Source organism: Achromobacter kerstersii (assembly GCF_902859595.1).
GTDB classification, from domain to species: Bacteria; Pseudomonadota; Gammaproteobacteria; order Burkholderiales; family Burkholderiaceae_B; genus Achromobacter; species Achromobacter kerstersii.
The window spans coordinates 984,553-1,007,480 of sequence record NZ_CADIJQ010000001.1; the positions used below are offsets into that span (position 1 = coordinate 984,553).

The 22,928-nt window shown below is 64.7% G+C and carries 20 protein-coding genes; 7 read left to right on the forward strand and 13 right to left on the reverse strand.

Annotated features, from left to right (window positions below):
• Positions 1 to 111 precede the first annotated feature (111 nt).
• Complete coding sequence (locus HV765_RS04325) at positions 112 to 531, forward strand: hypothetical protein (protein WP_175168927.1); 420 nt, start codon at positions 112 to 114, stop codon at positions 529 to 531.
• A 10-nt stretch (positions 532 to 541) separates the two neighbouring features.
• On the opposite strand, the gene HV765_RS04330 is transcribed toward HV765_RS04325, so the two are convergent.
• From HV765_RS04330 to HV765_RS04390, 13 genes are all read right to left on the reverse strand, one after another.
• A complete protein-coding gene (locus HV765_RS04330) occupies positions 542 to 3,010 on the reverse strand; it encodes a fused MFS/spermidine synthase (RefSeq protein ID WP_254600441.1) in 2,469 nt (822 codons plus the stop codon).
• A gap of 88 nt (positions 3,011 to 3,098) precedes the next feature.
• A complete protein-coding gene (locus HV765_RS04335) occupies positions 3,099 to 4,103 on the reverse strand; it encodes an HAD family hydrolase (RefSeq protein WP_175168929.1) in 1,005 nt (334 codons plus the stop codon).
• Positions 4,100 to 5,518 (reverse strand): BatD family protein, encoded by a 1,419-nt coding sequence (locus HV765_RS04340; protein ID WP_175168930.1) that lies wholly within the window; start codon positions 5,516 to 5,518, stop codon positions 4,100 to 4,102. The genes HV765_RS04335 and HV765_RS04340 overlap by 4 nt, the downstream gene beginning before the upstream one ends.
• Entirely contained in the window at positions 5,515 to 7,182 is a 1,668-nt protein-coding gene (locus HV765_RS04345; RefSeq protein WP_175168931.1) for a VWA domain-containing protein, read from the reverse strand. The genes HV765_RS04340 and HV765_RS04345 overlap by 4 nt, the downstream gene beginning before the upstream one ends.
• Positions 7,167 to 8,222 carry a vWA domain-containing protein gene (locus HV765_RS04350; RefSeq protein WP_175168932.1) on the reverse strand — a complete coding sequence of 352 codons (1,056 nt, stop codon included), beginning with the start codon at positions 8,220 to 8,222 and terminating at the stop codon, positions 7,167 to 7,169. The genes HV765_RS04345 and HV765_RS04350 overlap by 16 nt, the downstream gene beginning before the upstream one ends.
• Positions 8,209 to 8,718, reverse strand: coding sequence for a DUF4381 domain-containing protein (locus tag HV765_RS04355; RefSeq protein ID WP_175168933.1), 510 nt, complete (start codon positions 8,716 to 8,718; stop codon positions 8,209 to 8,211). Before HV765_RS04355 ends, HV765_RS04350 begins: the two co-directional genes overlap by 14 nt.
• On the reverse strand, positions 8,715 to 9,665 hold the full coding sequence (locus HV765_RS04360; protein ID WP_175169506.1) for a DUF58 domain-containing protein: 951 nt from the start codon (positions 9,663 to 9,665) through the stop codon (positions 8,715 to 8,717). The genes HV765_RS04355 and HV765_RS04360 overlap by 4 nt, the downstream gene beginning before the upstream one ends.
• 8 nt (positions 9,666 to 9,673) lie before the next feature.
• Complete coding sequence (locus tag HV765_RS04365; protein ID WP_175169507.1) at positions 9,674 to 10,645, reverse strand: AAA family ATPase; 972 nt, start codon at positions 10,643 to 10,645, stop codon at positions 9,674 to 9,676.
• A 52-nt stretch (positions 10,646 to 10,697) separates the two neighbouring features.
• Entirely contained in the window at positions 10,698 to 11,864 is a 1,167-nt protein-coding gene (locus HV765_RS04370) for a formylglycine-generating enzyme family protein (RefSeq protein ID WP_082387000.1), read from the reverse strand.
• Between the two features lie 81 nt (positions 11,865 to 11,945).
• A complete protein-coding gene (locus HV765_RS04375) occupies positions 11,946 to 12,959 on the reverse strand; it encodes a SphA family protein (RefSeq protein ID WP_254600442.1) in 1,014 nt (337 codons plus the stop codon).
• A 21-nt stretch (positions 12,960 to 12,980) separates the two neighbouring features.
• Positions 12,981 to 14,357 carry a DUF1254 domain-containing protein gene (locus HV765_RS04380; RefSeq protein WP_254600443.1) on the reverse strand — a complete coding sequence of 459 codons (1,377 nt, stop codon included), beginning with the start codon at positions 14,355 to 14,357 and terminating at the stop codon, positions 12,981 to 12,983.
• A 332-nt stretch (positions 14,358 to 14,689) separates the two neighbouring features.
• Entirely contained in the window at positions 14,690 to 16,270 is a 1,581-nt protein-coding gene (locus HV765_RS04385) for a TerC family protein (RefSeq protein WP_175168935.1), read from the reverse strand.
• Between the two features lie 383 nt (positions 16,271 to 16,653).
• Entirely contained in the window at positions 16,654 to 17,112 is a 459-nt protein-coding gene (locus HV765_RS04390; RefSeq protein ID WP_175168936.1) for a hypothetical protein, read from the reverse strand.
• Between the two features lie 116 nt (positions 17,113 to 17,228).
• Between HV765_RS04390 and HV765_RS04395 the strand changes: the two genes are divergently transcribed.
• The 6 genes from HV765_RS04395 (at position 17,229) to HV765_RS04420 (ending at position 22,903) form a co-directional block, all read left to right on the forward strand.
• Positions 17,229 to 18,035 carry a gluconate 2-dehydrogenase subunit 3 family protein gene (locus HV765_RS04395; RefSeq protein ID WP_054422157.1) on the forward strand — a complete coding sequence of 269 codons (807 nt, stop codon included), beginning with the start codon at positions 17,229 to 17,231 and terminating at the stop codon, positions 18,033 to 18,035.
• A complete protein-coding gene (locus tag HV765_RS04400) occupies positions 18,028 to 19,794 on the forward strand; it encodes a GMC family oxidoreductase (RefSeq protein WP_175168937.1) in 1,767 nt (588 codons plus the stop codon). Before HV765_RS04395 ends, HV765_RS04400 begins: the two co-directional genes overlap by 8 nt.
• Before the next feature lie 2 nt (positions 19,795 to 19,796).
• Entirely contained in the window at positions 19,797 to 20,792 is a 996-nt protein-coding gene (locus HV765_RS04405; protein ID WP_175168938.1) for a c-type cytochrome, read from the forward strand.
• A 358-nt stretch (positions 20,793 to 21,150) separates the two neighbouring features.
• The gene (locus HV765_RS04410; protein WP_054422154.1) at positions 21,151 to 21,471 is read left to right on the forward strand and encodes a hypothetical protein; all 321 of its coding nucleotides are present in this window, start codon (positions 21,151 to 21,153) and stop codon (positions 21,469 to 21,471) included.
• Between the two features lie 265 nt (positions 21,472 to 21,736).
• Positions 21,737 to 22,450 carry an MgtC/SapB family protein gene (locus HV765_RS04415; RefSeq protein WP_054422153.1) on the forward strand — a complete coding sequence of 238 codons (714 nt, stop codon included), beginning with the start codon at positions 21,737 to 21,739 and terminating at the stop codon, positions 22,448 to 22,450.
• A gap of 48 nt (positions 22,451 to 22,498) precedes the next feature.
• A complete protein-coding gene (locus HV765_RS04420; protein ID WP_175168939.1) occupies positions 22,499 to 22,903 on the forward strand; it encodes a DUF2946 family protein in 405 nt (134 codons plus the stop codon).
• The last annotated feature ends 25 nt before the right edge of the window (positions 22,904 to 22,928 follow it).

Consider the following 22,928-nt stretch of genomic DNA (forward strand, 5'->3'; position numbering starts at 1 on the left):
TCGGGTCGCATTGACACTGCGGAAATCAGCGCACTACGCTAGGCCGCGACAGCTTGCGCCATCAGGCCTACGGCGTATTTTCTGACCCATTAAATATGCTGGAGACGCGTGATGATTTTGCACCGGTCATTATTTCTGGCGATCGTTTCGATTGCGATTTGGGGTGGTTTTTCTTCACCGGCTCACGCGGCATGCAGCGATAAGAAAATACTGTCGATGTCCGACGAAGGGAAATCCGTTAAAGCCATTGCCAAGTCTTGCAATATGCCGGTGGCCAAGGTGCGTGCGGTCGTCGAAAGCGATGACAACAACGACGACGTCGCCGCAGCTTCACCCTCGCCTTCCGCAGCCCCCTTGCCCCGCAAGTTGCCATCGGGCGCAGGCTTAGCCAGCTGCGACTGCAAGGGCTCCATCCCGTACGGGGAAAAAGCCCCTGAACTGCGCTGCCAGAGCGGCGTGTCCATTGCCATGCCCTGCGCGGGCTATTGCCCGCCGCGCGGCATTGCGCCGTGGCGGCAGGTGTGCAGTTGACGGCTAAGCGCTATTTGCCGCCCTCGCCCATGAACCACCGGTAATAGGCGTTGTCGCCATCGTTGCGGGCCAGGCGATTGATCTCCCGGCCCCACGTTTCCCGGTCGCCCGCGTAGGCGGCCAATGCCGCCCGGTAGAAGGTGTCCAGGCGCGCGCGTTCAAGCTCGATGCCGGCCAGCAGCGCTGGCAATACGCGGGCAATCTCGCGAGGCCGCACCCAGGTGGCGTATTCAATACCCGGCCGGTCATCCGTGACGGCGGGCGTGTCCCCGGCAAAGCGCGCCAAGCCCTCGCGATCCGTGACCCACGTCGCCAGCAACGCCGACGCAGATGGAATGCCCACTGCCTTCAAGGCTGCCGCCGTGTTCGGTTGCGCATAGCGCGCCTGAATGCGCGCCGCGTCCAGATCCAGCGGCTGCATCGATCCCACCAACAGCATTTCATGCAGCTCGCTCGTCCATAACGACGCGTGTGGAAACACCTGGATGAAGCTGGCGATCAGCGCCCGCGTGTCTTCCTCGTTCTGCGTGGGCAATGGCAGCCATTGCGCCACAATGCCCTGCGGCGCCAGGCGGCTGGCGGCCAACTGATAGAAGTCACGCGAATACAGGTTGACCACGCCCGTGGCCGACGGTGGCGGCGGTTCAAGCGTGATCAAGTCCCACTGTTCAGTGCTGGCTTGCAGCGCGCGGCGGCCGTCGCGCAGACGCTTTTCCAGCCCGGGATCGGATGCCGCCTGGAACGTGCCTTGGAAATGGGGCGCGGCGCGCAATACGGCAGGCAGCAGTTCGGCAACCGCCCGCTTGTCCAGCCCCGGGTATTGCGACAGCGCGCCCGCCGTGATGCCCGTGCCATAGCCCACGACCAGCGCGGATTTCGGATCGCCGTTGTGCACGATCAGCGGCAGCAGCGCCTGCAAGCGCATATAGCGCAGCGATGGCATGGCGTCACCCGAATTCGATACGCCCTGAATGTACAAACGATGAAAGCGCGTGCCTTGGCCGGGCTGCTCAACCACCGCCACCGTGCCGCCATGGCTTTCTTCATAGAACACCAGGCCCGCGCCGCTTGCGCCCGGCAGCAGCCGCGCGAATTGGTCCACGGGCAACAGCACCGCCACGGCCAACGCCGCCATCCCGACCAGGGCCGTCGCGATACCCGAAGTGGCCGTGCCGGTCACCCGCCCGCGCCACGCCGCAATGACCCCGATCAACGCCGCCATGGCCGCAAGCACCCCCAACGTGCGCACGAGCCCCAAGGCCGGCAACAGCAAAAATCCCGTTAGCAGCGTGCCAGCAATGCCGCCCAGCGTATTGCAGGCCAGCACCGCGCCCACCTCGCGGCCCACGTGGCGGTCGCCGACGGCAATGCGCAGCACGGCCGGAAAAGCCGCGCCCAGCAACACCGTGGGCGCCAGCACAAAGCTTGCCGCCGCCACCGCAAAGCGCGCGCACATGCCGGCGATGGCGCTGCCCGTCAGCTGCACGACGGCCGCTTCCGCATGCGTCTGCGCCACGACCAGCCACTTGCCCAACACCGCCACTTCCAGCACGGCAAGCAGGCCCGCACCGGCAATCAGGCAGCCGAACACGCCCCAGGGGTTGCGCACCCGGTGCGCGTAACGGGCGTACACAGCCGCGCCAATGGCCAAGCCAGCCAGATACGTCGCCAGCACAATCGCAAACGCAAAGGCGCGCGTGCTCATGAACGGCACGATCATCTGCGACCAAATGACTTCATAGCCCAGCGCCACGCCACCCGCTGCGGCGTACAGCGCCACCGCCAAGCGCGCCTCGCCCGATAACGGGGCGGTGGCGCTTGGCGCGGGCGCGGCCAACGCCCCCGCCTTGCGGTCCAGCGTCCAGGCGCCCAGCGCGGCCAACACATTCAACGACGCCGCCGCCAACGCGGCGCCTTGCACGCCAAAACGCGGAATCAGCACAAACGCCGGCAGCAAGGCCCCCACGATTGCGCCACAGGTGTTGGCGGCGTACAGAATGCCGCCGCGCCGGCTGGCCGCTGCATCCTGGCGATTCACGGCGCGCATCAGCACGGGCAAGGTGCCGCCCATCAGAAAGGAAGGAATGGCAAGCAGCAGCCCGATCATCAGCCACGCGGCCAAGGGGCTGAACGACTCCACCGCCACGAACAGCGCCGCGCTATGCGCCAGCGCCACGGTGACGGCCACGCATGACACCGCGACGCCTGCCTCCAGCCACGCGTAGAACCGCACGGGCCGATCCAGGCGGTCGGCCTTGCGGCCCAGGAACCAGCCGCCCAGCGCCAGCCCTAGAAAAAACGCGCTGACCGCCCCGGCGATGGCGCTGACCTCCACGCCCACCACCAGCGACAACTGCTTGATCCACAACACCTGGAACACCAGCGCCGCCGCGCCCGACATCAACAGCAGCGCCGCCGGGCGAGCCGTTGTCAATGTGCGTGCGCCGCTATCCGCCCGTTGTGTGTCCAAGCCTTCCATTGCTGCCGTCCCCATCCGCATGCCGCTGTTCCTCTAGCGTGTTGCCAGGCGCCGTGCTGGCGTCGGCCTGGCCTTCTGGTTTCCCAATTTATCTTGGCATTTCAAACGCGTAGACGCGTTTCCATTCGCGCGCCATGTCCACAACGACCCAGCCCTTGCTGTTGGCCTCGTCCAAGGCCTTGTCCAGTTTGCCGATCTTTGACTCGCGGTCATACGCCCATTCGCGCTTGGCGTCGGTGTGATGCACCAGACCGGCAAAGCGCTTGCCCGGCCCGGCCATCGTCCATTGCAGCATTTGCAGGTCGCCATCGGAATTGCCAAAGGCGAAGATGGGCTGGCGGCCGATGAACTTGTTGATCGACACCGGTTTGCCCGGGCCGTCGTCGTTGTAGTCCAGCTTGGGCGTGCGCATCAGCACGGGCTTGCCGTCCTGCATTTGATATTCGGTGACAACAGTGGTGCCGATTACCTGCTCGGGCGGGATGCCGTAGACATCCTGCGCCCAGGCGCGCATGAACTCCACTTCGCCGCCTGAGACGATATAGGTCTTGAAGCCGTTGCCGCGCAGATAATCGAGCAGTTCGCGCATCGGTGCGAAGGTCAAGCTGGTGTAGGGCTGCTTGAAGCGCGGGTGCTGCGCGGTCTTGACCCATTGTTTGACCTCGTCCGAGAAGGCCTGGGTTGTCATGTTGGTGTGCGTTACGCCCACGATTTTCATCAGGCCGTGCATGCCGGACTCGGCCAACGTCTTGTGGTCGCCTTCAAGCGCTGCCTTATACGGCTGCTCTTGCGACCATTCCGGGTGCTTGGGCGCCATAAGCTTGAGTTCGTCCAGCGCGAATATCAGTTCGAAGTAAAACGGCTGTTCGCTCCACAGCGTGCCGTCGTTGTCGAAGACAGCGATGCGGTCGGCCGGCGCGACGTAATCCGCCCCGCCCTCTTTCGTGACCGCCGCCACGAACTCCACGATGGCTTGCCGTGACGGCCCATCGTTCCAGGACGGCAGTGGCGTCTGGGCGTGAACCATGCCGGCCAGAAACAGCAGCGCCAGCATGGCGAACAGGCGTTGTGCGGTGCGCAGGGTCAAGGTCATCGGTGCTCTCCGGAGTGGCGGTCGATCTTGCGGGGATTCAGCGGCAACAGGTCTTCTTGGCGCGCCTGGGCAACGTCGGCACGAAACGCCTTTCGCCAGCGCGGTGTGGTTTGGCGCAAAGCCTGGAGCCCTCGGGCGGGGTTCGGCGTGGCGCCGTAGCAATCGCGCATCGCCGCGGCGCCGCCGTTGCGCAGATCCGGCGGCAGGCTCGCCGTGGCGTCAGCGATAGAGACCGAGCGGCGGCTCAAGCGCAGCCAGTGATACAGCGCGTTCAAGCGTCCCTGAGGCTGGGCCAGTTCTTTGCGCATGGCGCGGGCGGCATACGGTTCCGACGCTTGCCAACGGGCGCGTAAAGCCAGCGCGCGTTCGCGTGTCCACCGTGTAATGCGGCGCCAGCTTGGCCGGCCAAGCCAGACCGCCAGCGCCACGACGATCAACACGGCCGCCACCAGCAGCCAGCCGCCGGGGATGCGAACCTGCACCTGCCGGCCAAGATCACGCAGGTCTTGCTGGATTGAAAATGGCGTCTGGTACGCGGCCCCAGCCTTAGCCTCGAACCGTTGTTCGGGCAACACGGCGCGATCCGCTTTGTTCGTGGTCAGGTTCCACCACGGCAGTTCGACGTCGGGCAACGCATAGGCGCCGGCGCGTTCAACCACGTAGTCGATCCGGTCGACCCGTTGTCCGCCCAGAAATCCGCCGCGGCTATCCGACAACTGCGTCAGCACGGGTTCTGAGCGGTACGCCTTCAGGCCCGGCACATCGGGGCTGGCAGGCGGTGGAATCAGCATGGCCTGCGCGCCTTGCGCCTGCACGATGATGACACGGCTGATGTGGTCGCCCACCGACGGCGGTTGCGCGGAATACTGAATCTGCTGGGTCAGTTGCACAGCCGTTGCCGCCAGCAGATGACCCGAACCCGCCGCGCCCGCCGGCGGGCCAGAAGCCTGTACGTCGAGCGGCTGGGTTTGCGTGCTTAGCGGCGCTTTGGCCTGGCCAACCTGGGCGCGGATCGACATGGCAGGCACTTGCAGCGCGCCCGCCGTCGTCGGGCTGATCAGGTACGCAAAGCGCAATCCGCTGTACGGCACACCGTCGATGGTGTCGCGGATCAAGGTGGCGTCACCGGTGGGGCCCGTCACCATGGCGCCGGGGATGGTCAGCGGCGGCAGTTCTGGCGGCTGGGTAAACCAGGTGGACGTCAGCACATCAACTTGCAAGGTGGCGGTGCCGCCTACCGTCAACGGTGTGTCGGTGGCCATGCGTGCCGTTGCGCGGAGTTGTGGGCCGGGGTCGGCAGGCTGGGTTTGGGTTTGGGTTTGGGTTTGGGTTTGGGGTTGGGCTTGCGCGAACGAGCCGAGCGCGATCAGCGCCAGCACCCCGATTAGCATTCGCAGCCTGAGCGTCAACGTCATGGACGCGCTCCCGTGGGAACGGACGCGCCCCTGCGCGCGTCTTCAATCGCGAACTTCTGCTTCAGGAACCCGGCGGGCGACAAACTCAGGTTGCGCAGCCAGACATCATCGGACGACGCCTTAGCCACCTCGACCTGCGTCATCTTGCCCGCGCCCTTTTTGTTGTCGCGGGCCACATCGTCGGGCTTTTGATCGTTATTGTCGTCTTCTTGCTCGGCCTCGATGGCGGCTTGCAGCTTGGCGACAAGCTCGCGGTTCTTCTTGGCTTCGGGAAAGTCCGCGCGCTGATGCAGGGCGCGGTCATACGCGGCAAGCGCGTCGTCATAGTGGCGCAGCCGAGCCTGGGTATTGCCTAAATAGAAGTTCGCCTCGGCCGTATCCAGCCGGGCAAAAGCCGCCAAGGCCAATGAGTAGTCGCCCGCGTCATAGGCGGCGCGGCCCTTCCAGTACGGGTCCTGGAACAGGGCGGCGGCGCGCGTGTAATCGTGGTGCTCGTAGGCCCAGCGGCCTTGCTGGTCGGGCGTGAAGAAGGCGTTGGCGATGGCGCTGGCGACAGGGTTGGTGCTGGCGACAGGGTTGGCGTTGGCGCTTGCGTTGGGGTTTGCGTTGGGGTTTGCGTAAGTATTGGGCGCATACAAGCCCGCCAGACTCGCCAGCATCAGCCCAGCCAGCCAGTTGACGTTCCAGCCGCGCCGCAGGCACAGCAGCGCCAGGATGGCGAGCGGCCAGCACAGCCAGTAGCCCACGTCCTTCCAGTGCACCGCCTGCCCCGCGTTCTGCACGTCCTGGAAATGCCGTTGCGCGTGCAGCGTCACCCAGTCCAGGTCGTCATCATTCAAGGTCAGGCTGCCCAGCGGTGCGCGGGCGGCGTCGGCCAGTTGCTTGATGGCGCCGGCGTCGAACGTGCCCAGCACGGGCTTGCCGTCCTTGTCCATGCGCGGCTGGCCCCGGGCGTCGCGCAGCACGCCGCCATCCGACGCCCCGGCGGCCAGGACCAGTATCTGGAAGTCGGCCGCTTTGGCCAGTTGCTCCACCTGCGGCAACTGGCTGGTGTCCGCGCCGTCTGTCACCAGCAACACCGTGCCGCCCGCCTGCGTGGATTTCAACACCGAGGCGGCCACGTTGATTGCCCCGGCGGCGTCCTTGCCCGGCGCGGCGATCAGTTCGGTGGATAAGGACTGGATGAACAGGTCGACAAGACTTGGGTCGTCGGTAGGCGGCAGCACCAGATGCGCGGAGCCCGCGTAGGCGATCAGCCCCGTCTTCGCGCCCGCGCGGCGCGCCAGCAGGTCATGCAGCTTGTGCTTGGCCGCCTGCAAGCGGCTGGGCGGCACGTCTGCCGCATCCATCGATGGCGATAAATCCACGGCCACGATCAGCGGCGCCTGATTGTCGAGAAACGGCGGCAGGTCTTGCTGCCACGTCGGGCCGGCAGCCGCAATGCCGCCCAGCATCAATAGCGCCGCCACGGCATGGATCGGGCGCGGCCCCCGGCTGCCCGGTGCGTTCACGATCAGGTACGGCAACAAGGCAGGGGCAATCGTGCTGCCCCAACCCACGCGTCCGCCTTGCGCCCGGCCCAGCCAAAGCAACAGCAACGCCAGCGGCACCGCCAGCAGCCACCAGGGGCGCAGAAAATGGAAGGCGCTCAGGTCGACGTCCACGCGTCCTCCTTGGCTGCTGCACCACCTGCCCTGCTTGCTGTGTCTGCTCCGCCCGCCGAGCTGGCCGATCTGGCTGCCCAGCGCGCGCGCAGGCTGGCGCCCACGTGCCACACCGCCAGCAACAGCACCGCCAGACCCAGCGGAATCCAGAAAAAGTCCTGCTTGGGTTGATGGCGCAGCTCGCGCACCTCGTGCGGCGTAATGTGGTCCAGCGTGGCGTACACCTGTTGCAGGGACGCCTGATCCTGCGCTGAAAAGAAGCGCCCGCCCGTGGCCTTGGCGATCCGTTCCAGCGCGGCGAAATCCACCTTGTCTTCCCCCTGCGCCTGCGGGTTGCCAATCCCGATCGTGTGGACGGTGATGTGCCGGTCGGCCGCCATCGACGCCGCGCGGTCGGGCGGCACGGCGCTGCCGGTATCGTTGCCGTCCGTCAGCAAAATCAGCACCTTGTCGCGTTCTTTGGCTTGTTCAAGCTGCTTGATCGCCACCCCGATTGCATCACCGATGGCGGTGTTTGGCCCCGCCATGCCGGTCGTCACCTGGTCCAGCAGCAGGCTCAGGGTGGCGTGGTCTTGCGTCAGCGGCGCTTGCGGATACGCGGCGGTGCCGAACACGATCAGGCCCAGCCGGTCGTCCTTGCGGCGCGCGATGAAATCGGCCACCACGGCCTTGACGCCACTCAGGCGGTCCTTGCGCTGCCCCGACGGGTCAACGAAATCCTGCGTTTCCATCGACTGGGAAATGTCCAGCGCCAGCATCAGGTCGCGCACGGGTTGCCGGTGTTCCACCGGCGGCTCAACGCGTTCCGGCCGCGCCAACGCCAACACCAGCAAGGCCCAGACCAGAACGTTCAGCGCCAGTTGCCAGCCGTCGCGCCGCACCCCGGGGCGCTGGGGAGACTGCCCTATCGTCCGCGCGACGGATTCAAAAAATGGAATGCGCAAGGCCCCACGCCGCTGCACATAGGCGGGCAGATAGCGGTACGCCAGCCACCCCAGCGGCAGCAGGATCAGCAGCCAGGGGTAGTCAAGCCGCCACATGATGCCGCTCCATCCACTGCCGGCTGGCGGCAAACAACGATTGCAAGTGCGCGGGCGGAATGGCGCGCACCGCGTCGGGCGGCGCGTAGGCCAGCACCCGCAGCAGCGCCTCGGTATCCGGCGTGAACGCGCCGCCATTACGCGCCATAAAGGCCAGCCAGGCCTCGCCCGTCAAGGCTCCAACCTGCGCGCGTTCGCCCTCTGGCACCGAAGACAGGCCGACGCGCTTGAGCAGAATGGGTAATTCACGCGCCGCCAGCGCATCGGCCTGCGCCGCTTGCCGCAGCGCTTCCAGGCGCTGCAAGCCCGCACGGCGGTAGGCGTTGCGCTGATGCTTACGTACGGCGCGCCATGTGAGCCAGCCGCCCAGCAGTAGCGCCACGGCCAGCACCACCAGCCAGCCCCAGGTTTGCGGCCAATAGCTGACCGGCGCGGGCAACGGCAGTTGCACTAGCTGGTCCACCGAGGGCAATGCGTCGTCGGCGCTTACCGTCATGTGCGCCTCCCTGCCCCGGCTTCGCGGCCCAGTTCGCGGCGCAATTGCGTCAAGGTGTCGTCGGCGGTGTCGATAGACAGCAGCGGCACATGGCTGCGGCGCAGCAGTTCCGCCACATCGCGCAGCCGGCCCGTGAAGAAGTCCGACAAGGGCTGATGCACCTGCCGCTTGTCGGCCGCCACCTCAACCTGCAACTCGCCTTGCGTCACCACCAAGCGGCCGCGCAACGGCATGTGCACTGCCAAGGGGTCGTAGACCAGCGTCGCAATCACGTCGTTGTGCGCGGCAAGGGTGCGAAGCAGCCGCAAGGTCTTGTCATTGGCGCCGGCGAAGTCGCTGATCAGGCAGATCAGGTTGTCGTGCGGCGCCTGGGCCAGCGCGCCCTCAAGCGCCTGGTTCAAGCGGCCGGCCGCATCCACATCCGGGGCATCTGCGCGCAACGCCTGGTTGCGCCGGACGATAGCCGCGAATAAGGCCTGGATGCGTTCGCAGCTGCGCAAGGGACGAATCGCGTCGATGCCGTCGTCGCTGAACACCAGGCCGCCGACCCGGTCGCCCGCCTGATACCCCATCCATGCCGACATGGCCGCCAGCCTTGCCGCCACCACCGATTTGAAGCTGCGCACCGAGCCAAAGTGCATGCCCATGCGCTGGTCGACCAGCACCAGCATCGGGCGGTCGCGCTCTTCGCTATAGGTGCGTATGTAGGGCTTGCCCAAACGCTGCGACGCCCGCCAATCCAGTTGGCGCAAGTCGTCGCCCGGCAGATAGCGGCGCAGCTCTTCGAAGTCCAGCCCACGTCCGCGCAGCCGCGACCCATGCTGGCCCGCCAGGATGCTGTTGATGGGCTGCCGGCTGGAAAAGCGCAAACCGCGCGCCGCCGGTTCCAACGCCATCAGGTCCGGAATACGAACATGGACGTCGGGCGCGGGCGTGGCGGTGGGCATGGGTGCGCTCACACGGGAATTGCCACAACATCGAGCAATTTGCCGATGACCTGATCGGCCGTCACCCCATCCGCCACCGCGTCGTATGACAGGTGCAGCCGATGCCGCAACACGGGCTTGGCTGCGGTGCGCACATCATCGGGCGACGTATAGTCCTGCCCCGCCAGCCACGCGTGGGCGCGCGCCACCTTGTCCAGCGCAATGGCGCCGCGCGGGCTTGCGCCCACCTGAATCCAGCGCGCCAGATCGGCATCGTAATCCGCGGGGTGGCGCGTGGCATTGACCAGGTCGACCAGGTAGCGGTCCAAGGTGTCGGACACATGCACCTGGTTGATCTCGGCGCGGCACGCAAAGAGCGTTTCCTGCGGCAGGCGCGCATCAGCGGGCGCCCCGCTCTGTTGCGATTCCCCGCGCAGCAGCGACAGCATGCGGATTTCGCTGGCGGCGTCGGGGTAGTCCAACACAATCTTCATGACGAAGCGGTCCATCTGCGCTTCCGGCAAGGGATACGTGCCCTCTTGTTCGATCGGGTTCTGCGTGGCCAGCACCATGAACAGCGGAGGCATGCGGTGCGTGGTGCCCGCCACGGTGATCTGCCGCTCTTCCATCGCTTCCAGCAAGGCCGCCTGCACCTTGGCGGGCGCACGATTGATTTCGTCGGCCAGAATCAAATTGCCGAACAACGGACCCTGCTGGAACTGGATGCGGCTGTTTCCTTGGGCGTCCTGCTGCAAGACTTCGGCGCCGGTGATGTCGGACGGCAGCAAGTCCGGCGTGAATTGGATGCGGCTCATGTCCGCCGCCAGATGCGCGGCCAGCGCCTTGACCGTGCGGGTCTTGGCCAGGCCCGGCAGGCTTTCCAGCAGCACATGGCCATCGGCCAACAGGCCCAGCAACACCTCGCGAATCACACTGTCCTGCCCCAACACGGACTGGGCGATGGCACGCTCCAGTTCCAGGATGCTGTCGCGGTTGGCTATCGGCATGCCCTATTCCTTTGCGTGGTTCCTGCGTCGTTGCGACGCGACGGCGTCATCGGCTGGCAACGCCGTGCTTGCTGGACTGCGCCAGTTTCCATTGCTGCGTGGTCATGACCGTGCGAAAGCCCAGGTGCGACATCCCGTTCATCGGGTCCGTGCCGCGCCGTGCGCTGGTGCGGTAGCTGATGCAATAGGTATCGCTGCACAGGAACGAGCCGCCGCGCGTGACGCGCTTGGGCGCACCGGCGGGCACGATGCCGTCATCCGGGTCGAAGCTGTCTGACGGGCCGGCCGGGTCAACCGGCGGCTTGCGATACTGCGCCTGAATCTTGAAGGCGTCGGCGCGATACCAGTCTGACGTCCACTGCCAGACGTTGCCGGCCATGTCATACAAGCCATAGCCGTTTGGTGAAAAGCTGCCCACGGGCATCGTGCCCACCTGCACCTTTTCGTCTTTGACCACGGGGAATGGCTGCTGTTGCTGGGTATCCCAGATATTCGCCATGGGCTTGCCCTGCGGCAGCAACTCTTCGCCCCACGCGTAGGTGGCTTGTTCCAGGCCGCCGCGCGCCGCCATTTCCCATTCCGTCTCGGTCGGCAAACGCTTGCCCGCCCACTTCGCGTAGGCCTGGGCGTCTTCATACGACACCTGTACGACGGGGTGATCGTCCTTGCCGGCAATGGAGCTGGCCGGCCCTTGCGGATGGCGCCAGTTGGCCCCCGCCACATAACGCCACCAGCGCGAGTAATCACGCAGCGATACCTCGGACTCGGTTCCGACAAACACCATTGCGCCCGGCACCAGCAGACTGTCATCCGGGCGCGGCGTGCCGGGGGGCAGCTGCACTTTCAAATCTTCCCATTTCGGCTTTTGCTCGGCCGTGGTGACGTAGCCAGTGGCCTCGACGAACCGGCGAAACTGCGCGTTCGTCACGTCGTTCACATCCATCCAGAAGCCGCTCACCGATACCTTGTGCGCGGGCATCTCATTGGGTTGCGCCAGCTTGTGGCTGCTGCCCATCAGGAACTCACGCGCCGGCACCCATGCCATTCCGGGCGGGCCGTTCTTGCCATCCCCCAACACCACCTTCACGGCTTCCGGGCGGCCATCGTCGCCCAATACCAAATAGGCCGTGCTGGCCGCGACGCCCAGCGCCACGCCGCCCAGCAGCAATGCCCCAACCAGGCGGGCCTTGTGTTTCGTTTGCGTTGCCGTCATCTGAATCACCATCCGATATCAAAGTCATTACCGCTGCCTGCTGTCCGGCTTGCAGGCAGTCCATTGATCGACGTGGTCGCCCTAAAACACCAGCGTGGCCGTACCCATGAACGTGCTGGTGCTGTCCAGGCGATTGGTGCTGCTGATTGTCGGCACCCAGCGCAGGCCCAGAGACAGTGAACGCTTGTCGGCCAGCTTGGTGTCATACGTGACGATCGGGCCCAGCGCCCAATCCCTGCCTTTGAATCCGTCGAGCCTGTCGGCCGTGGGGCCGGTGTCGCTGCCCAACTGCTGAATGGTGCCCAGAATCATCCCCACACTGACGCCATTGCTGAACATCTTGCGGCCCATCACATCCATGCTGAAGAGGGGCGCATTCTGGTAGTCGGTGGCGTTGTTCCGGGTAAAGAACTGCACGCCCGCCACCGTATCCAGCTGAAAGCCAGACTCTGGAAAGATCTTCGTATAGGCCACCTGCGGAATGAACGTCCAATTGTTCAGGCTGGGGTTGGCCATGTCCTTGGCGTTGTACTTGCCGGTGGGCGCCCACACGTTCAGGCTGAGCGCCATATGCGACGTTTCGGAAAAGTGATAGCCCGCGATGATCGGTGAAAAATACAGATCGAACAGGTTCGAGGCTTTGTCGGTCTGCCCCACGGCGCGGCCGCCGGGGCCAGTCAATGTGGAGTCCACTTTCGTGTAGACGTACGGCAAGGTGAAGCTGGATGCAAAGTTCCAGCGCCCAGGGCCGGTGTCCCAGGTTTTGAGCACGGTGGCCAGCGTGAACGCAACCTGCCCGTCCAAGCCCAACGACGTCCTGCCGCCGACCGGTACTTCACGGCTGCCGCCGATCGTTCCATCCAGATAAATCTGGGCAAAGTTCACCGCCCAGATTGGCTCGGGCGACACGATGCCTGCATTGGGCTGCACATTGGTGCCGGTGATCTGCCGGCCCAGTGCGCCTTCGGTGGCATGGGCCGCGCCGGATGCGCCTAGGGCCGCCAAGGCCAGTGACGGCACCAATGTGTTACGCCAGACCGATTTGGGCCAGACCGATTTTGGCCACAAATTCGAGCGCGCGTTTTTCGACTTCATTGCTTCCCCTTCCCCTACGCATCAAGGCGCCAGCTCGGCCTTGGGCAATTTCCATGTGCCATCCAGGACAGCGGGTTTCGGGCCGTAAAAGCGGGCCACGATATTGAATCGGCCTTCCGGCGCGGGAAGCCAATTTGATTCCTTGTCCTTGCCGGGGTTGGCGTGCTGCACATACAGCGTCAAGGAACCATCCTTGCCGCGTTTCAAACCGCGCGTACGGTCACCAATCGCGTAGCGATTGATCGGGTTCGCCACCAGATGGCGGCCCGGCAAGTCGTACATCGTCATGGACCAAAAGAACTGCACGGGCGGCAATTGGCCCGGCTCGAACCGGATCACGTACGACTTGGAACCGTCCAGCGGTTGCCCTTGCGCGTCTTCTTCGTATCCCAGATAGACGGCCTCTTCTGACGAATTGCCATAGATGCCCATCGCCGCGGCCACCGCCCGCTTGGTGTAGTCACCCGCCAGCGTCTCGCGCGATCCAAACAAGCCGATGGACGACCGCGTCTGTTTTTCCGCCTGCAATAAGGCGGCCTTGCCGTCTGCAACGCCATCCTCGATCGCCTGGCGCGTGACCGGGTCCAGCTTGGACGCATCAAACGGTTTGCCCGGCGCAATGCCGATCTGAGCAAAGCGCCGCATCATGTCCTGCTCGGAAGCGGGTTGCGGCTGCGTGAACGCCAGCAACTGATTCATATAGGCAATGAAGTCGACCGACGTCGCGCGCTGTTCGTCCCAAGGCAGCCAGTCCACATCAGGTGCAGCGGGCGGCGCGGGTTGGTGCGCAAAGACATTGAGCGGGCGCAGTTGGTACTTGGCTTGCAAGGCCTGCACGGCCTTCTCGTCAGACGGGCCGTTCAGGCTGGTGCGGCCCAGGATGGCGACGAAATCCGTCTCCGAACGCAGCACCTTCGTAATACCTTTGGGCGTATCCCCCTTCCAATGCGGCCCGGCGATCAGGTAATTGCCTGCGCCAAAGCCGGTCGCGCGCACCCCCGCATAGGCGAAGTTGTAGGTGTACATATCCACCATCTGGAAGACGTTGTAGCGGTCTTTCGGCGTGGCGGGCAGGCTCAACACCCAAGGCTGCGCGCGCAGATCGAGCCAGGCCCATGAGTACGGCGTGTCGTTGTTGGGGGTGACAATCTCCCGATTTTCCGGCGTGTACGGCTGGGAGTAATGACGGAATTTTCCGAAACCGCCTACGTACTCCTTGCCGCCGGGCCGGATGGCCTGCACGGACATCGTCTTGTAGTTGTAGAGCATCGGGTAGGCATACAGGTATGCCTCTTTGGCCGCGCTGCGCAACGCTTCATCCTGGATGGGCGCGGGTTTGCTGGCGCACGCCGCCAGCGTGGCCAGCGCCGCGGCCGCCAGCAAGCTGCGCAAGGTCATCAGCCAGCACAACCCCATTCCTCTTCTGCCTAACTCCCTTGCCTGAGACCTCGTACTGCCCATGCGGTGCTCTCCAAACCAGAGATAACAAAATGCAAAGACACGCCGTCGAACTAGGAATCTTCTCTTATTTGTTAATAAAGAAAATGAGAAGAGTTAAATCTGAAGCAATATTCGCACAGAGTGTTGCTTTCCCCAAGGGATGAGTCAAGGCGGATATTCCCGGCCGATCCGCTATAGAAAACGGCCCGATTGCCCATTTTGACGTTGCAAAAAAACAGCGGAGGCACCTATTGAGGTGGCTCCGCTGTGGGCGTTATGGAAGGAAATAATCAACGCATGGGGGCATTTTCCTGCGACACCGAACGCGCATGCACCTGGTCAATGCGCAAGCCATCGCGGCGCGTGACTTCAAAGCCCCAGTCCCGCAGGGCGATGGTGTCACCCGCCTCGGGAATGCGGCCCACGGCACGCAGCAGGCAACCGGCCAGCGTGGCGTCCTCTGGATAGTCTTCGGCCAGCGCCGGGGTATTCAACAGCCGCGCGGCCTCACCTACCGACAAACGCCCTTCCAGCAACCAGGAACCGTCAGACAACTGCAAGGCTTCGGGCTGGTCTTCGCTGTGTTCGGGCAGTTCGCCCGCCACCGCGGTCAGCACGTCCATCGGCGTGACCAGGCCTTCGCAGACGCCATGCTCGTCCACCACAATCAGCATGTGGTCGCGGGAAGCGCGCAGTTCTTCCAGCACCCTCAGCACCGGCGTCGTCTCCAGCACATAGCGCGGTTCGCGAGCCATTTCCACCAGGTCAATCGGGCCGGGGTTCTGCAAGAGCGGCAGCAAGTCCTTGAAATGCAATATGCCCAGCACGTTCGACACGTCTCCCGCGCAGAGCGGCAAGCGCGAATGGCCGCTGGAGAATTTGCGCACGATGACGTCAGGCGTATCGGCCACATCCAACCAGACCATGTCCCCGCGCGGCACCATGATGGAGCGCACGTCGTGCGTGCCGACGGACAGCACGCGTTCGATCATGGAGCTTTCCTCGGGCGCAAACGCAGGTTCGTCGCCCGCGCTGTCCACCAGCGCGACCACTTCGTCGGCTTGCTGGCCCGCCTGGCCGGCACGCCCCGCGTGCAACAGGCGCAACACGGCGCGCGCCGTGCGCTGGCGGCGTCCCAGCGCGTGCGTGCCTTTGGCGCGATTACGGCGGGCTAGCTGGTTGCACAGCTCGATCAAGATCGAGAAGCCAATGGCCGCATATAGATAGCCCTTGGGCACGTGGAAGCCCAGGCCCTCGGCAACCAGGCTGAAACCGATCATCAGCAACAAGCCCAGGCACAAGATCACCACAGTCGGGTGGCGGCCCACAAACGCCATCAGCGGACGGCTCGCCACCATCATGACGGCCATCGCCACCACGACCGCAATCATCATGATGCTCAGGTCTTGCACCATGCCGACCGCGGTGATGACGGAGTCCAGCGAGAACACGGCGTCCAGCACCACGATCTGCAAGATCACCTGCCAGAACACGGCGTGCTGCGGCTTTTGGCCAGCGTCGTGGCTGGCGCTGCCTTCCACGCGTTCGTGCAGTTCCATCGTGCCCTTGAACAGCAGGAACAAGCCGCCCAGGATCAGGATCAGATCGCGTCCGGAAATTTCAGCGCCCCACACGGTGAACAGCGGCGCGGTCAGCGTTACCACCCACGCAATACTGGCCAGCAGGCCCAGACGCATCACCAGCGCCAGCGTCAGGCCGATCAGGCGTGCGCGATTGCGTTGTTCCGGCGGCAGCTTGTCGGCCAGGATGGCGATGAACACCAGGTTGTCGATGCCCAGAACAATTTCAAGAATGACCAGCGTCGCCAGGCCAAGCCAGGCGGTGGGGTCGTTCATCCAGTCGAAAATCATCGATAGTCCGCAGTAGTCGCAGGTTCGGGGCGCGCACACACAGCGGCTCCGCCTTGCTGAAATGTGAGTATGAGGTCAAGCGGGGAGATGCGGGCAAGGAGGCCCGGCGGCGCTTGCGGCGGTGCGCGGCACGCCAATTGAGGCGTGGTTGCGACGACGCGGGCCGGATCGGCGCGCCGGGCGGAGCCGGCGGCGTATGCAAAGCGGAAGGTGGTCGGGCGCCTGGGCGCCCTGCTAGGAGGAGGGTCTTCGGTCATAGTGGGCGGCAATCGCAGGCCTGCCAGGGGCAGCCGTCACGCGAAATTACCGCCGTGCTCTCGTTCTTACAGGATGCTGAATATTACCTGAATCCGAATTCCTTGCACGGGCGGCGCAACCCCACCCTAGCGCGGATCGGCAGAGCCCCCTGACCCTGACGATGCGCCCGAACCCGGCATGCCGGCGTTATCCGGGGCGCCCGTCTTACCGCCAGGCGTGGTCGATTTTCCATCCGGCATGGGCGCCTTGCCTGCGTCGGGCACACTGCGTTTGTCGCCCGGTTTGCCCTGCCCCTGGCTGCGGGTGTCTGCGCCCGGGTCATCCTGCCTGGGGCTGGAACCAGCCTTGTTCTGGGCATCCGTTTCTTCCGTCGATGGCATTTTCTTCCCGTCATCCATCCGCGCGCCGGGGACGGGCTTGCCAATGGCGTTCGCGGGCGCAGTCTTTTCGTCTGCGGTAGGCATTGGCATGGTGGGCGGTGCGGCTTGCGCAACCAGCGTTGCCTCGCGCGACTGCGCGCTGGCGGCGTGCCAAGGCAACACCGCCAGTAATGTGGATAGCAGTAGCAGTTTGTGGCTTTTCATTGTTGTCTCCCAGACGTAAATAGTGACAAACTAAGCGCCGACGGATTAGCGAAGTAATGCGGTATCTCTTTCGACAAGGGGCAAGTTTCGTGCCTGCCCCGATGCTGGAGTGATGCATGGACGAGCAAGCCCCGGACAATGAATCCCCGATCAGCCCTGCGCCGGCCGATCAGCCCTTGGCAGGACGGCGCGGACTTCTCAAAGCGCTGGCAGTGGGTGTACCCGGCGCCGCATGGGCTGTGACAGCTCGCGGCGCTCCAGGCGAGTCCCCACCCGCAACAGGGCATGGCGCGAGCCCGCCAGCCGCCTCCCCTGCCAACCGCACCTACAAATTCTTCAATGCCCAGGAAGCGCTGGCGATGGACGCCATTGCTGCCCGGCTGATCCCCGCCGACGACTTGGGCCCGGGCGCGAAAGAGGCCGGCGTCACCAACTTCCTGGATGGCCAACTGGCCGGCGCCTGGGGCGCGGGCAGCCAGTTTTACCGGCAGGGTCCGTTTGAAAAAGGCACGCCGGAACAGGGCTATCAGTTGTCGTTCACGCCCGCCGAGATGATCCGGCGCGGGCTGGCCGCCCTGGACGCCGCCACGCGCAAGCAAGACGGCAAACCCTTTGCAGAACTCGATGAAGCCAGGCAAGACGCCTGGCTTCATGACTTGCAGGCCGGCAAACCGGATTTTTCGCCGCTGCCGTCCGATATCTTTTTCCAGGCCTTGCTGGACGCCACCATCGAAGGCTTCTTCTCGGACCCGCTCTATGGCGGCAACGCCGACATGGTCGGCTGGAAGCTGGTGGGATTTCCCGGCGCGTTCGCCTCGTTCTCAAACGACATCGAACGACATGGCGTCATCTGGGCCGGCAAACCGGTGTCCATCGCCAATGCCGTCAGCCACAACATGAAGCCGGGAGACGGACATGGCTAAGACCTTACCCGCGGTGGACGTGGCGATCATCGGCGGCGGGTGGACCGGGTCCATCATCGGCAAGGAGCTGGCGGCGGCCAAGCAGCGCGTGGTGGTGCTGGAACGCGGGCAGGCGCGTTGGCCGTCCCCCGACTTCCAAGGCCCGAACGTGCACGATGAGTTGAAGTACACGCGCCGGCACGAGCTGCACCAGGACGCCGCCACCGAGACCTTCACGTTTCGCAATTCCACCGACCAAAAGGCGCTGCCCATGCGCCGTTGGCAATTCGCGTATCCCGGCACGCATCTGGGCGGCGCGGGCAATCACTGGTCGGGCGCGTATTACCGCTTCGACCCTACCGACTTCCGCATTCGCAGCCACTACACCGAACGCTACGGTGCGAAGATCTTCGACAAGGAACTGACCTGTCAGGACTGGCCGCTGACCTATGACGAGCTTGAGCCCTACTTCGACCGCTACGATTACCTGATCGGCGCGTCTGGCCAAGCCGGCAACATCAAGGGCCAGAAGCAGGAAGGCGGCAACCCGTTCGAGCCCTGGCGTTCGCGGCCCTACCCCAACCCGCCCATGAAAGTGCCTTACGCGCCCGCGCTCTTCGGCGAGGCCGCGAAGAAGCTGGGCTATCACCCCTATGTGCAGCCGTCAGCGCTCTGTACCCGGCCTTACGTGAACACCGAAGGCCTGCACATGAGCGCCTGTGTGTATTGCGGCTTCTGTTCAAACTTCGGCTGCGAGCACTTCGCCAAGGCCTCGCCGCAGGTGTGCATCCTGCCGGTGGCGATGAAGATGGAGAACTTTGAAATACGCACCGGCGCGCATGTGCTGCGCGTGGAGCTCACGCCGGACAAGAAGCGTGCGCGTGGCGTGACCTATGTGGATGCCGCAGGCGAAGAGGTCTTTCAGCCCGCCGAGATCGTGGTGCTGTGCGCCTTCGGTATCAACAACGTGCGCTTGCTGCTGCTGTCGGGCATCGGCAAGCCCTATGACCCCGTGACGGACACCGGCGTCGTCGGCCGCAACTACACGCACCAGACGACGTCCGGCGTGAACCTGTTCTTTGATGAGTCCGTCAACATCAACCCCTTCATGGGCGCGGGCGCCGTGGCCGTCACCATGGACGATTTCAGCGCCGACAACTTCGACCACGGGCCGCACGGGTTCGTGGGCGGCGGCTATCTGCAAATCCAGGTCGTGAGCGGCGCGCCGATTGGCTATCACCCCACCCCCAAAGGCACGCCCACCTGGGGCGCCGACTGGAAGAAGGCGGTCAAGCGTTACTACAACCACTCGGCCTCCATCACCATCACCGGCTCCGCCCAGCCCTGGCGCGGCGGCTACTTGAGCCTGGACCCGACCTACAAGGATGCATGGGGCTTGCCGCTGCTGCGCGTCACCTATGACTTTCCGGACAACGACATCCGCATGTCGGCGTTCCTGACCGACAAGGGCGATGAAATCGGGCGTGCCATGAAGGGCATTGCGCGCACCGAACCCGGGCCGCGCAAGAAACCGTTCTCAGCCACCGCGTATCAGTCGACTCACCTGACCGGCGGCGCGGCCATGGGCGACAACCCCGAGACCAGCGTCGTCAACCGCTACGGGCAAAGCTGGGACGTGCCCAACGTGTTCGTGACGGGCGCGGCGCTGTTCCCGCAGAACTCGGGCTACAACCCGACAGGCACTGTGGGCGCCACCGCCTACTGGATCGTCGAAAAAATCAAGGCGGACTACCTGCGTTCGCCGGGGCGGCTGGTGTAATCATGATCGAACATCGCAAAGGCATTACCATCGCCGTCCTGCTGATCATGGCGCCGCCTGCGGTGACGCTGATTGCCACCGCCCACCAGATGATCGGCACGGGCGGCGACGGCCTGATCCGCGCAGCCGCAGTAACGGCTGCCGCACCGCCCGCGACGGCGCCAGCACAGGCCCCGGCAGCGCCAGCGGCGGGATCGGCACCAGCTTCGGCATCCGCACCTGCATCGGCATCGGCATCCGCACCAGCACCAGCATCGGCATCGGCATCGGCGCCCGCAGGAACATCGGCGCCAGCACCGGCCACCTCCCCTGCGCCAGCACCCGCCACCGCCGCACTCAAACCGCCCACGCCTGTGCCGGGACGCAGCGCGCTGGACTTCAGCGCGTCCCGCCCGGCCTGGGAAGGATTTCTGCGCGGCGCTGATCCGGAAGCGGGCAAGCAGCTGGCCGCCAACGGCAAACCCGGCGCTGGCGTGCAAGCCTGTATCGCCTGCCATGGCCCGGCCGGCATCACGCCCACCGGCGGCATCTTCCCGAATCTGGCGGGCTTAAGCAGCGAGTACCTGGCCAAGCAATTGGCCGACTTCCGCAGCGGCACGCGCGTCCAACCCTTGATGAACACCATCGCGCGCGGGCTCACCGAACAGGAAATTGGCCAGGTCGCGGCCTATTACGGCACGTTGGCCGGCCCGCCGATGCATGTGGGCGAATTCGGCGGCGAAGCGGCCCGCAAGCTGGACGTGCAAGGCGATGGCAGCCGTGCGCTACCCGCATGCGCCAACTGCCACGGCCTGCGTGGCCTGGGCGAAGGCCCCTTGTTGCCGCGCCTGGCGGGCCAATCAAAGGAATACTTCACGGACCAGATGAACGCCTTTCGCAATGGCTCGCGCCAGAATGACGACGTGGGCGTCATGCGTGCGTTTTCGCAGCGCCTGACCGATAGCGAAATCGAAGCGCTGGCGCTGTACTACGCCGGCCCGCCTCCGCAGCCGAAGTAACGGAAAGGGTCAGGCGGGCCGGATACGAAGCTCCGCCTGACCCTTCACAAACCACTGAAATTTTCCCTGGTATTTACCCTAGGTGCGCGTTAAACTCCGGGCACTTTCAACCACTTAGAGATCACTGTGGACAACGACGGATGTAGTCGAACACCGACTGCTAGCGCCGCTTGACGCAGGATTCGCGGAAACCCTCTTTCCGCTAAGTCCTGCGAACAGCCAGGACTTGGGCTCTTTGCCCCTCTCCCCCCAAAAGCTTACCGACGCGATACGCGAGCCTTGTTGCGCGCGCATTCTGCCGGTCAGGCGGCGCATGCCTGTGGACCTTCCACCGTACTCCCCCCTCAAGGAGACGAACATGCGCATCAAGCAATTCATCAAAGCGCCGGCCGCAACGCCGGTCTATCAATTCACCATCGTCAGCCTCAGCGCCGTGCTGCCCGCACTGCGCAAGCAGTTGTACTTCGAGCTGCAAGCGCTAGACCTTCCGGTGCTGACCGTGCGCGTCTCGCGCGGCGAATCCGACCAATTGGCCTCAACGGTTGTCACCCTGCGCTGCCCGCCGCATCTGCGCAAGCTGCTCAATGCCGTTGCGCTGCGCCTGGGCCAAAGCCCCGACGTGCGCCGCGTGCAGTGGGAAAGCGACGCCGGCGCTTCGATTGCCGTGCTGCCGGCCTGAGCGCCGCATTCTGCAAGGAGACTGTCATGAAAGACCCGTACAAGGTCTTGCTGCTGGCGCGCGTGCTTGCACTGGTGCTGATCTGGCTGATTGGGCTGGGGCTGGTCATGGAATCGATCTGGCGGCTGCCGTAGGAATGCCCGAACAAAGAAGGGCCGAACTAAGAAGGGCTGAACTAAGAAGGGCTGAACCACGAAGGGCCGAACTAAGAACGCCCGACTAAGAACGCCCGACTAAGGAGGCCTGAACAAAGCAGGACACAACAATGAAAAACTTCGACAACATCCAATACCTGACGCTGGCCAATACCTTGGTCAGCCTGACGACCGCTTTCGTGCTGGGGGCCATCGTCGGCTTCGAGCGCCAGTTCCGTCAACGCACCGCCGGGCTGCGCACCAACGTGCTGGTGTCGGTGGGCGCGGCCATCTTCGTCGACCTGGCCTTCCGGGTGGCGGGCGATGACGGCGGCGCCCGCGTGATTTCCTATGTGGTCTCTGGCGTGGGCTTTCTGGGTGCGGGCGCCATCATGCGCGAAGGCGGCAGCATACGCGGCCTGAACACCGCAGCAACGTTGTGGGGCTCGGCCGCCATCGGCGCGTGCGCCGGGGCTTCCTTGATGCTGGAAGCCGTGGCCGCCACCGCGTTCGTGCTGGCCGCCAACACCTTGCTGCGCCCCGTGGTCAGCTATGTGAACCGCCAGCCGCTGGATTCGCAGACGTCGGAAGTCACTAACGTGATTCATGTGATTGCCAACGTCGAACACCGGCAGGCGGCGATGACCGTGCTGGAAGACGTGCTCGAAGCCGAGCAACTGCCGCTATCGGAATTGAAGATCGATCAGTTCGGCGAGAACGAAGTAGAGATTGAAGCCGCGCTCAGCGAGGCCTCGGTTGACGAGCTGGATCTGGACCGCGTCACCGCCAGCATTGCCGCATCGCCCGCGGTGCGCACGGCGTTCTGGGCCGCGCGCACGGTCTAGCGCAAGGGGCGACGCGCCTGCCGAAACGCTCTAGAATGGGCGCCGATCATGCGCAGCCCTTTTCCTTTCCTGCATCGCGGCAACGCCGGCCTTTGGCTGGTGTTGATGCTGTTCGCGTTAAAGGCGATTGTGCCGCAGGGCTTCATGCCCGCCACCCATCAAGGCGGCACGCTGATCCAGCTGTGTTCGGCAGCCGGCCCGATCTGGGTGCAAGGCCCGTCCAAACAAGACAACGCACCTGACGAGCGTCATGCCGCCCAAGCCGCGACCTGCCCCATGGGCATAGCGCTCACCGCCATAGCCCTGCCGTCTTCACCCGTTTTGCGGGTAGCGGCGGCCGCCATCATGGCGCATCCCTTGGCGGCACGTGCGCCGCCCGCGCCTGTACAGGTGTCGCTCATTGGGGCGCCGCTGGGCGCGCGCGCCCCGCCCCTGCCCTCGGTATTGCGCTAATTCCGTTGCCGCCCGCGCGCGGCCT

Coding starts and splice junctions, on each gene's coding strand:
- HV765_RS04325 (WP_175168927.1), top strand. CDS start 112: ATGATTTTGCACCGGTCATTATTTCTGGCGATCGTTTCGATTGCGATT.
- HV765_RS04330 (WP_254600441.1), bottom strand. CDS start 3,010: ATGGAAGGCTTGGACACACAACGGGCGGATAGCGGCGCACGCACATTG.
- HV765_RS04335 (WP_175168929.1), bottom strand. CDS start 4,103: ATGACCTTGACCCTGCGCACCGCACAACGCCTGTTCGCCATGCTGGCG.
- HV765_RS04340 (WP_175168930.1), bottom strand. CDS start 5,518: ATGACGTTGACGCTCAGGCTGCGAATGCTAATCGGGGTGCTGGCGCTG.
- HV765_RS04350 (WP_175168932.1), bottom strand. CDS start 8,222: ATGTGGCGGCTTGACTACCCCTGGCTGCTGATCCTGCTGCCGCTGGGG.
- HV765_RS04355 (WP_175168933.1), bottom strand. CDS start 8,718: ATGACGGTAAGCGCCGACGACGCATTGCCCTCGGTGGACCAGCTAGTG.
- HV765_RS04360 (WP_175169506.1), bottom strand. CDS start 9,665: ATGCCCACCGCCACGCCCGCGCCCGACGTCCATGTTCGTATTCCGGAC.
- HV765_RS04370 (WP_082387000.1), bottom strand. CDS start 11,864: ATGACGGCAACGCAAACGAAACACAAGGCCCGCCTGGTTGGGGCATTG.
- HV765_RS04375 (WP_254600442.1), bottom strand. CDS start 12,959: ATGAAGTCGAAAAACGCGCGCTCGAATTTGTGGCCAAAATCGGTCTGG.
- HV765_RS04380 (WP_254600443.1), bottom strand. CDS start 14,357: ATGACCTTGCGCAGCTTGCTGGCGGCCGCGGCGCTGGCCACGCTGGCG.
- HV765_RS04385 (WP_175168935.1), bottom strand. CDS start 16,270: ATGATTTTCGACTGGATGAACGACCCCACCGCCTGGCTTGGCCTGGCG.
- HV765_RS04390 (WP_175168936.1), bottom strand. CDS start 17,112: ATGAAAAGCCACAAACTGCTACTGCTATCCACATTACTGGCGGTGTTG.
- HV765_RS04395 (WP_054422157.1), top strand. CDS start 17,229: ATGGACGAGCAAGCCCCGGACAATGAATCCCCGATCAGCCCTGCGCCG.
- HV765_RS04400 (WP_175168937.1), top strand. CDS start 18,028: ATGGCTAAGACCTTACCCGCGGTGGACGTGGCGATCATCGGCGGCGGG.
- HV765_RS04405 (WP_175168938.1), top strand. CDS start 19,797: ATGATCGAACATCGCAAAGGCATTACCATCGCCGTCCTGCTGATCATG.
- HV765_RS04410 (WP_054422154.1), top strand. CDS start 21,151: ATGCGCATCAAGCAATTCATCAAAGCGCCGGCCGCAACGCCGGTCTAT.
- HV765_RS04415 (WP_054422153.1), top strand. CDS start 21,737: ATGAAAAACTTCGACAACATCCAATACCTGACGCTGGCCAATACCTTG.
- HV765_RS04420 (WP_175168939.1), top strand. CDS start 22,499: ATGCGCAGCCCTTTTCCTTTCCTGCATCGCGGCAACGCCGGCCTTTGG.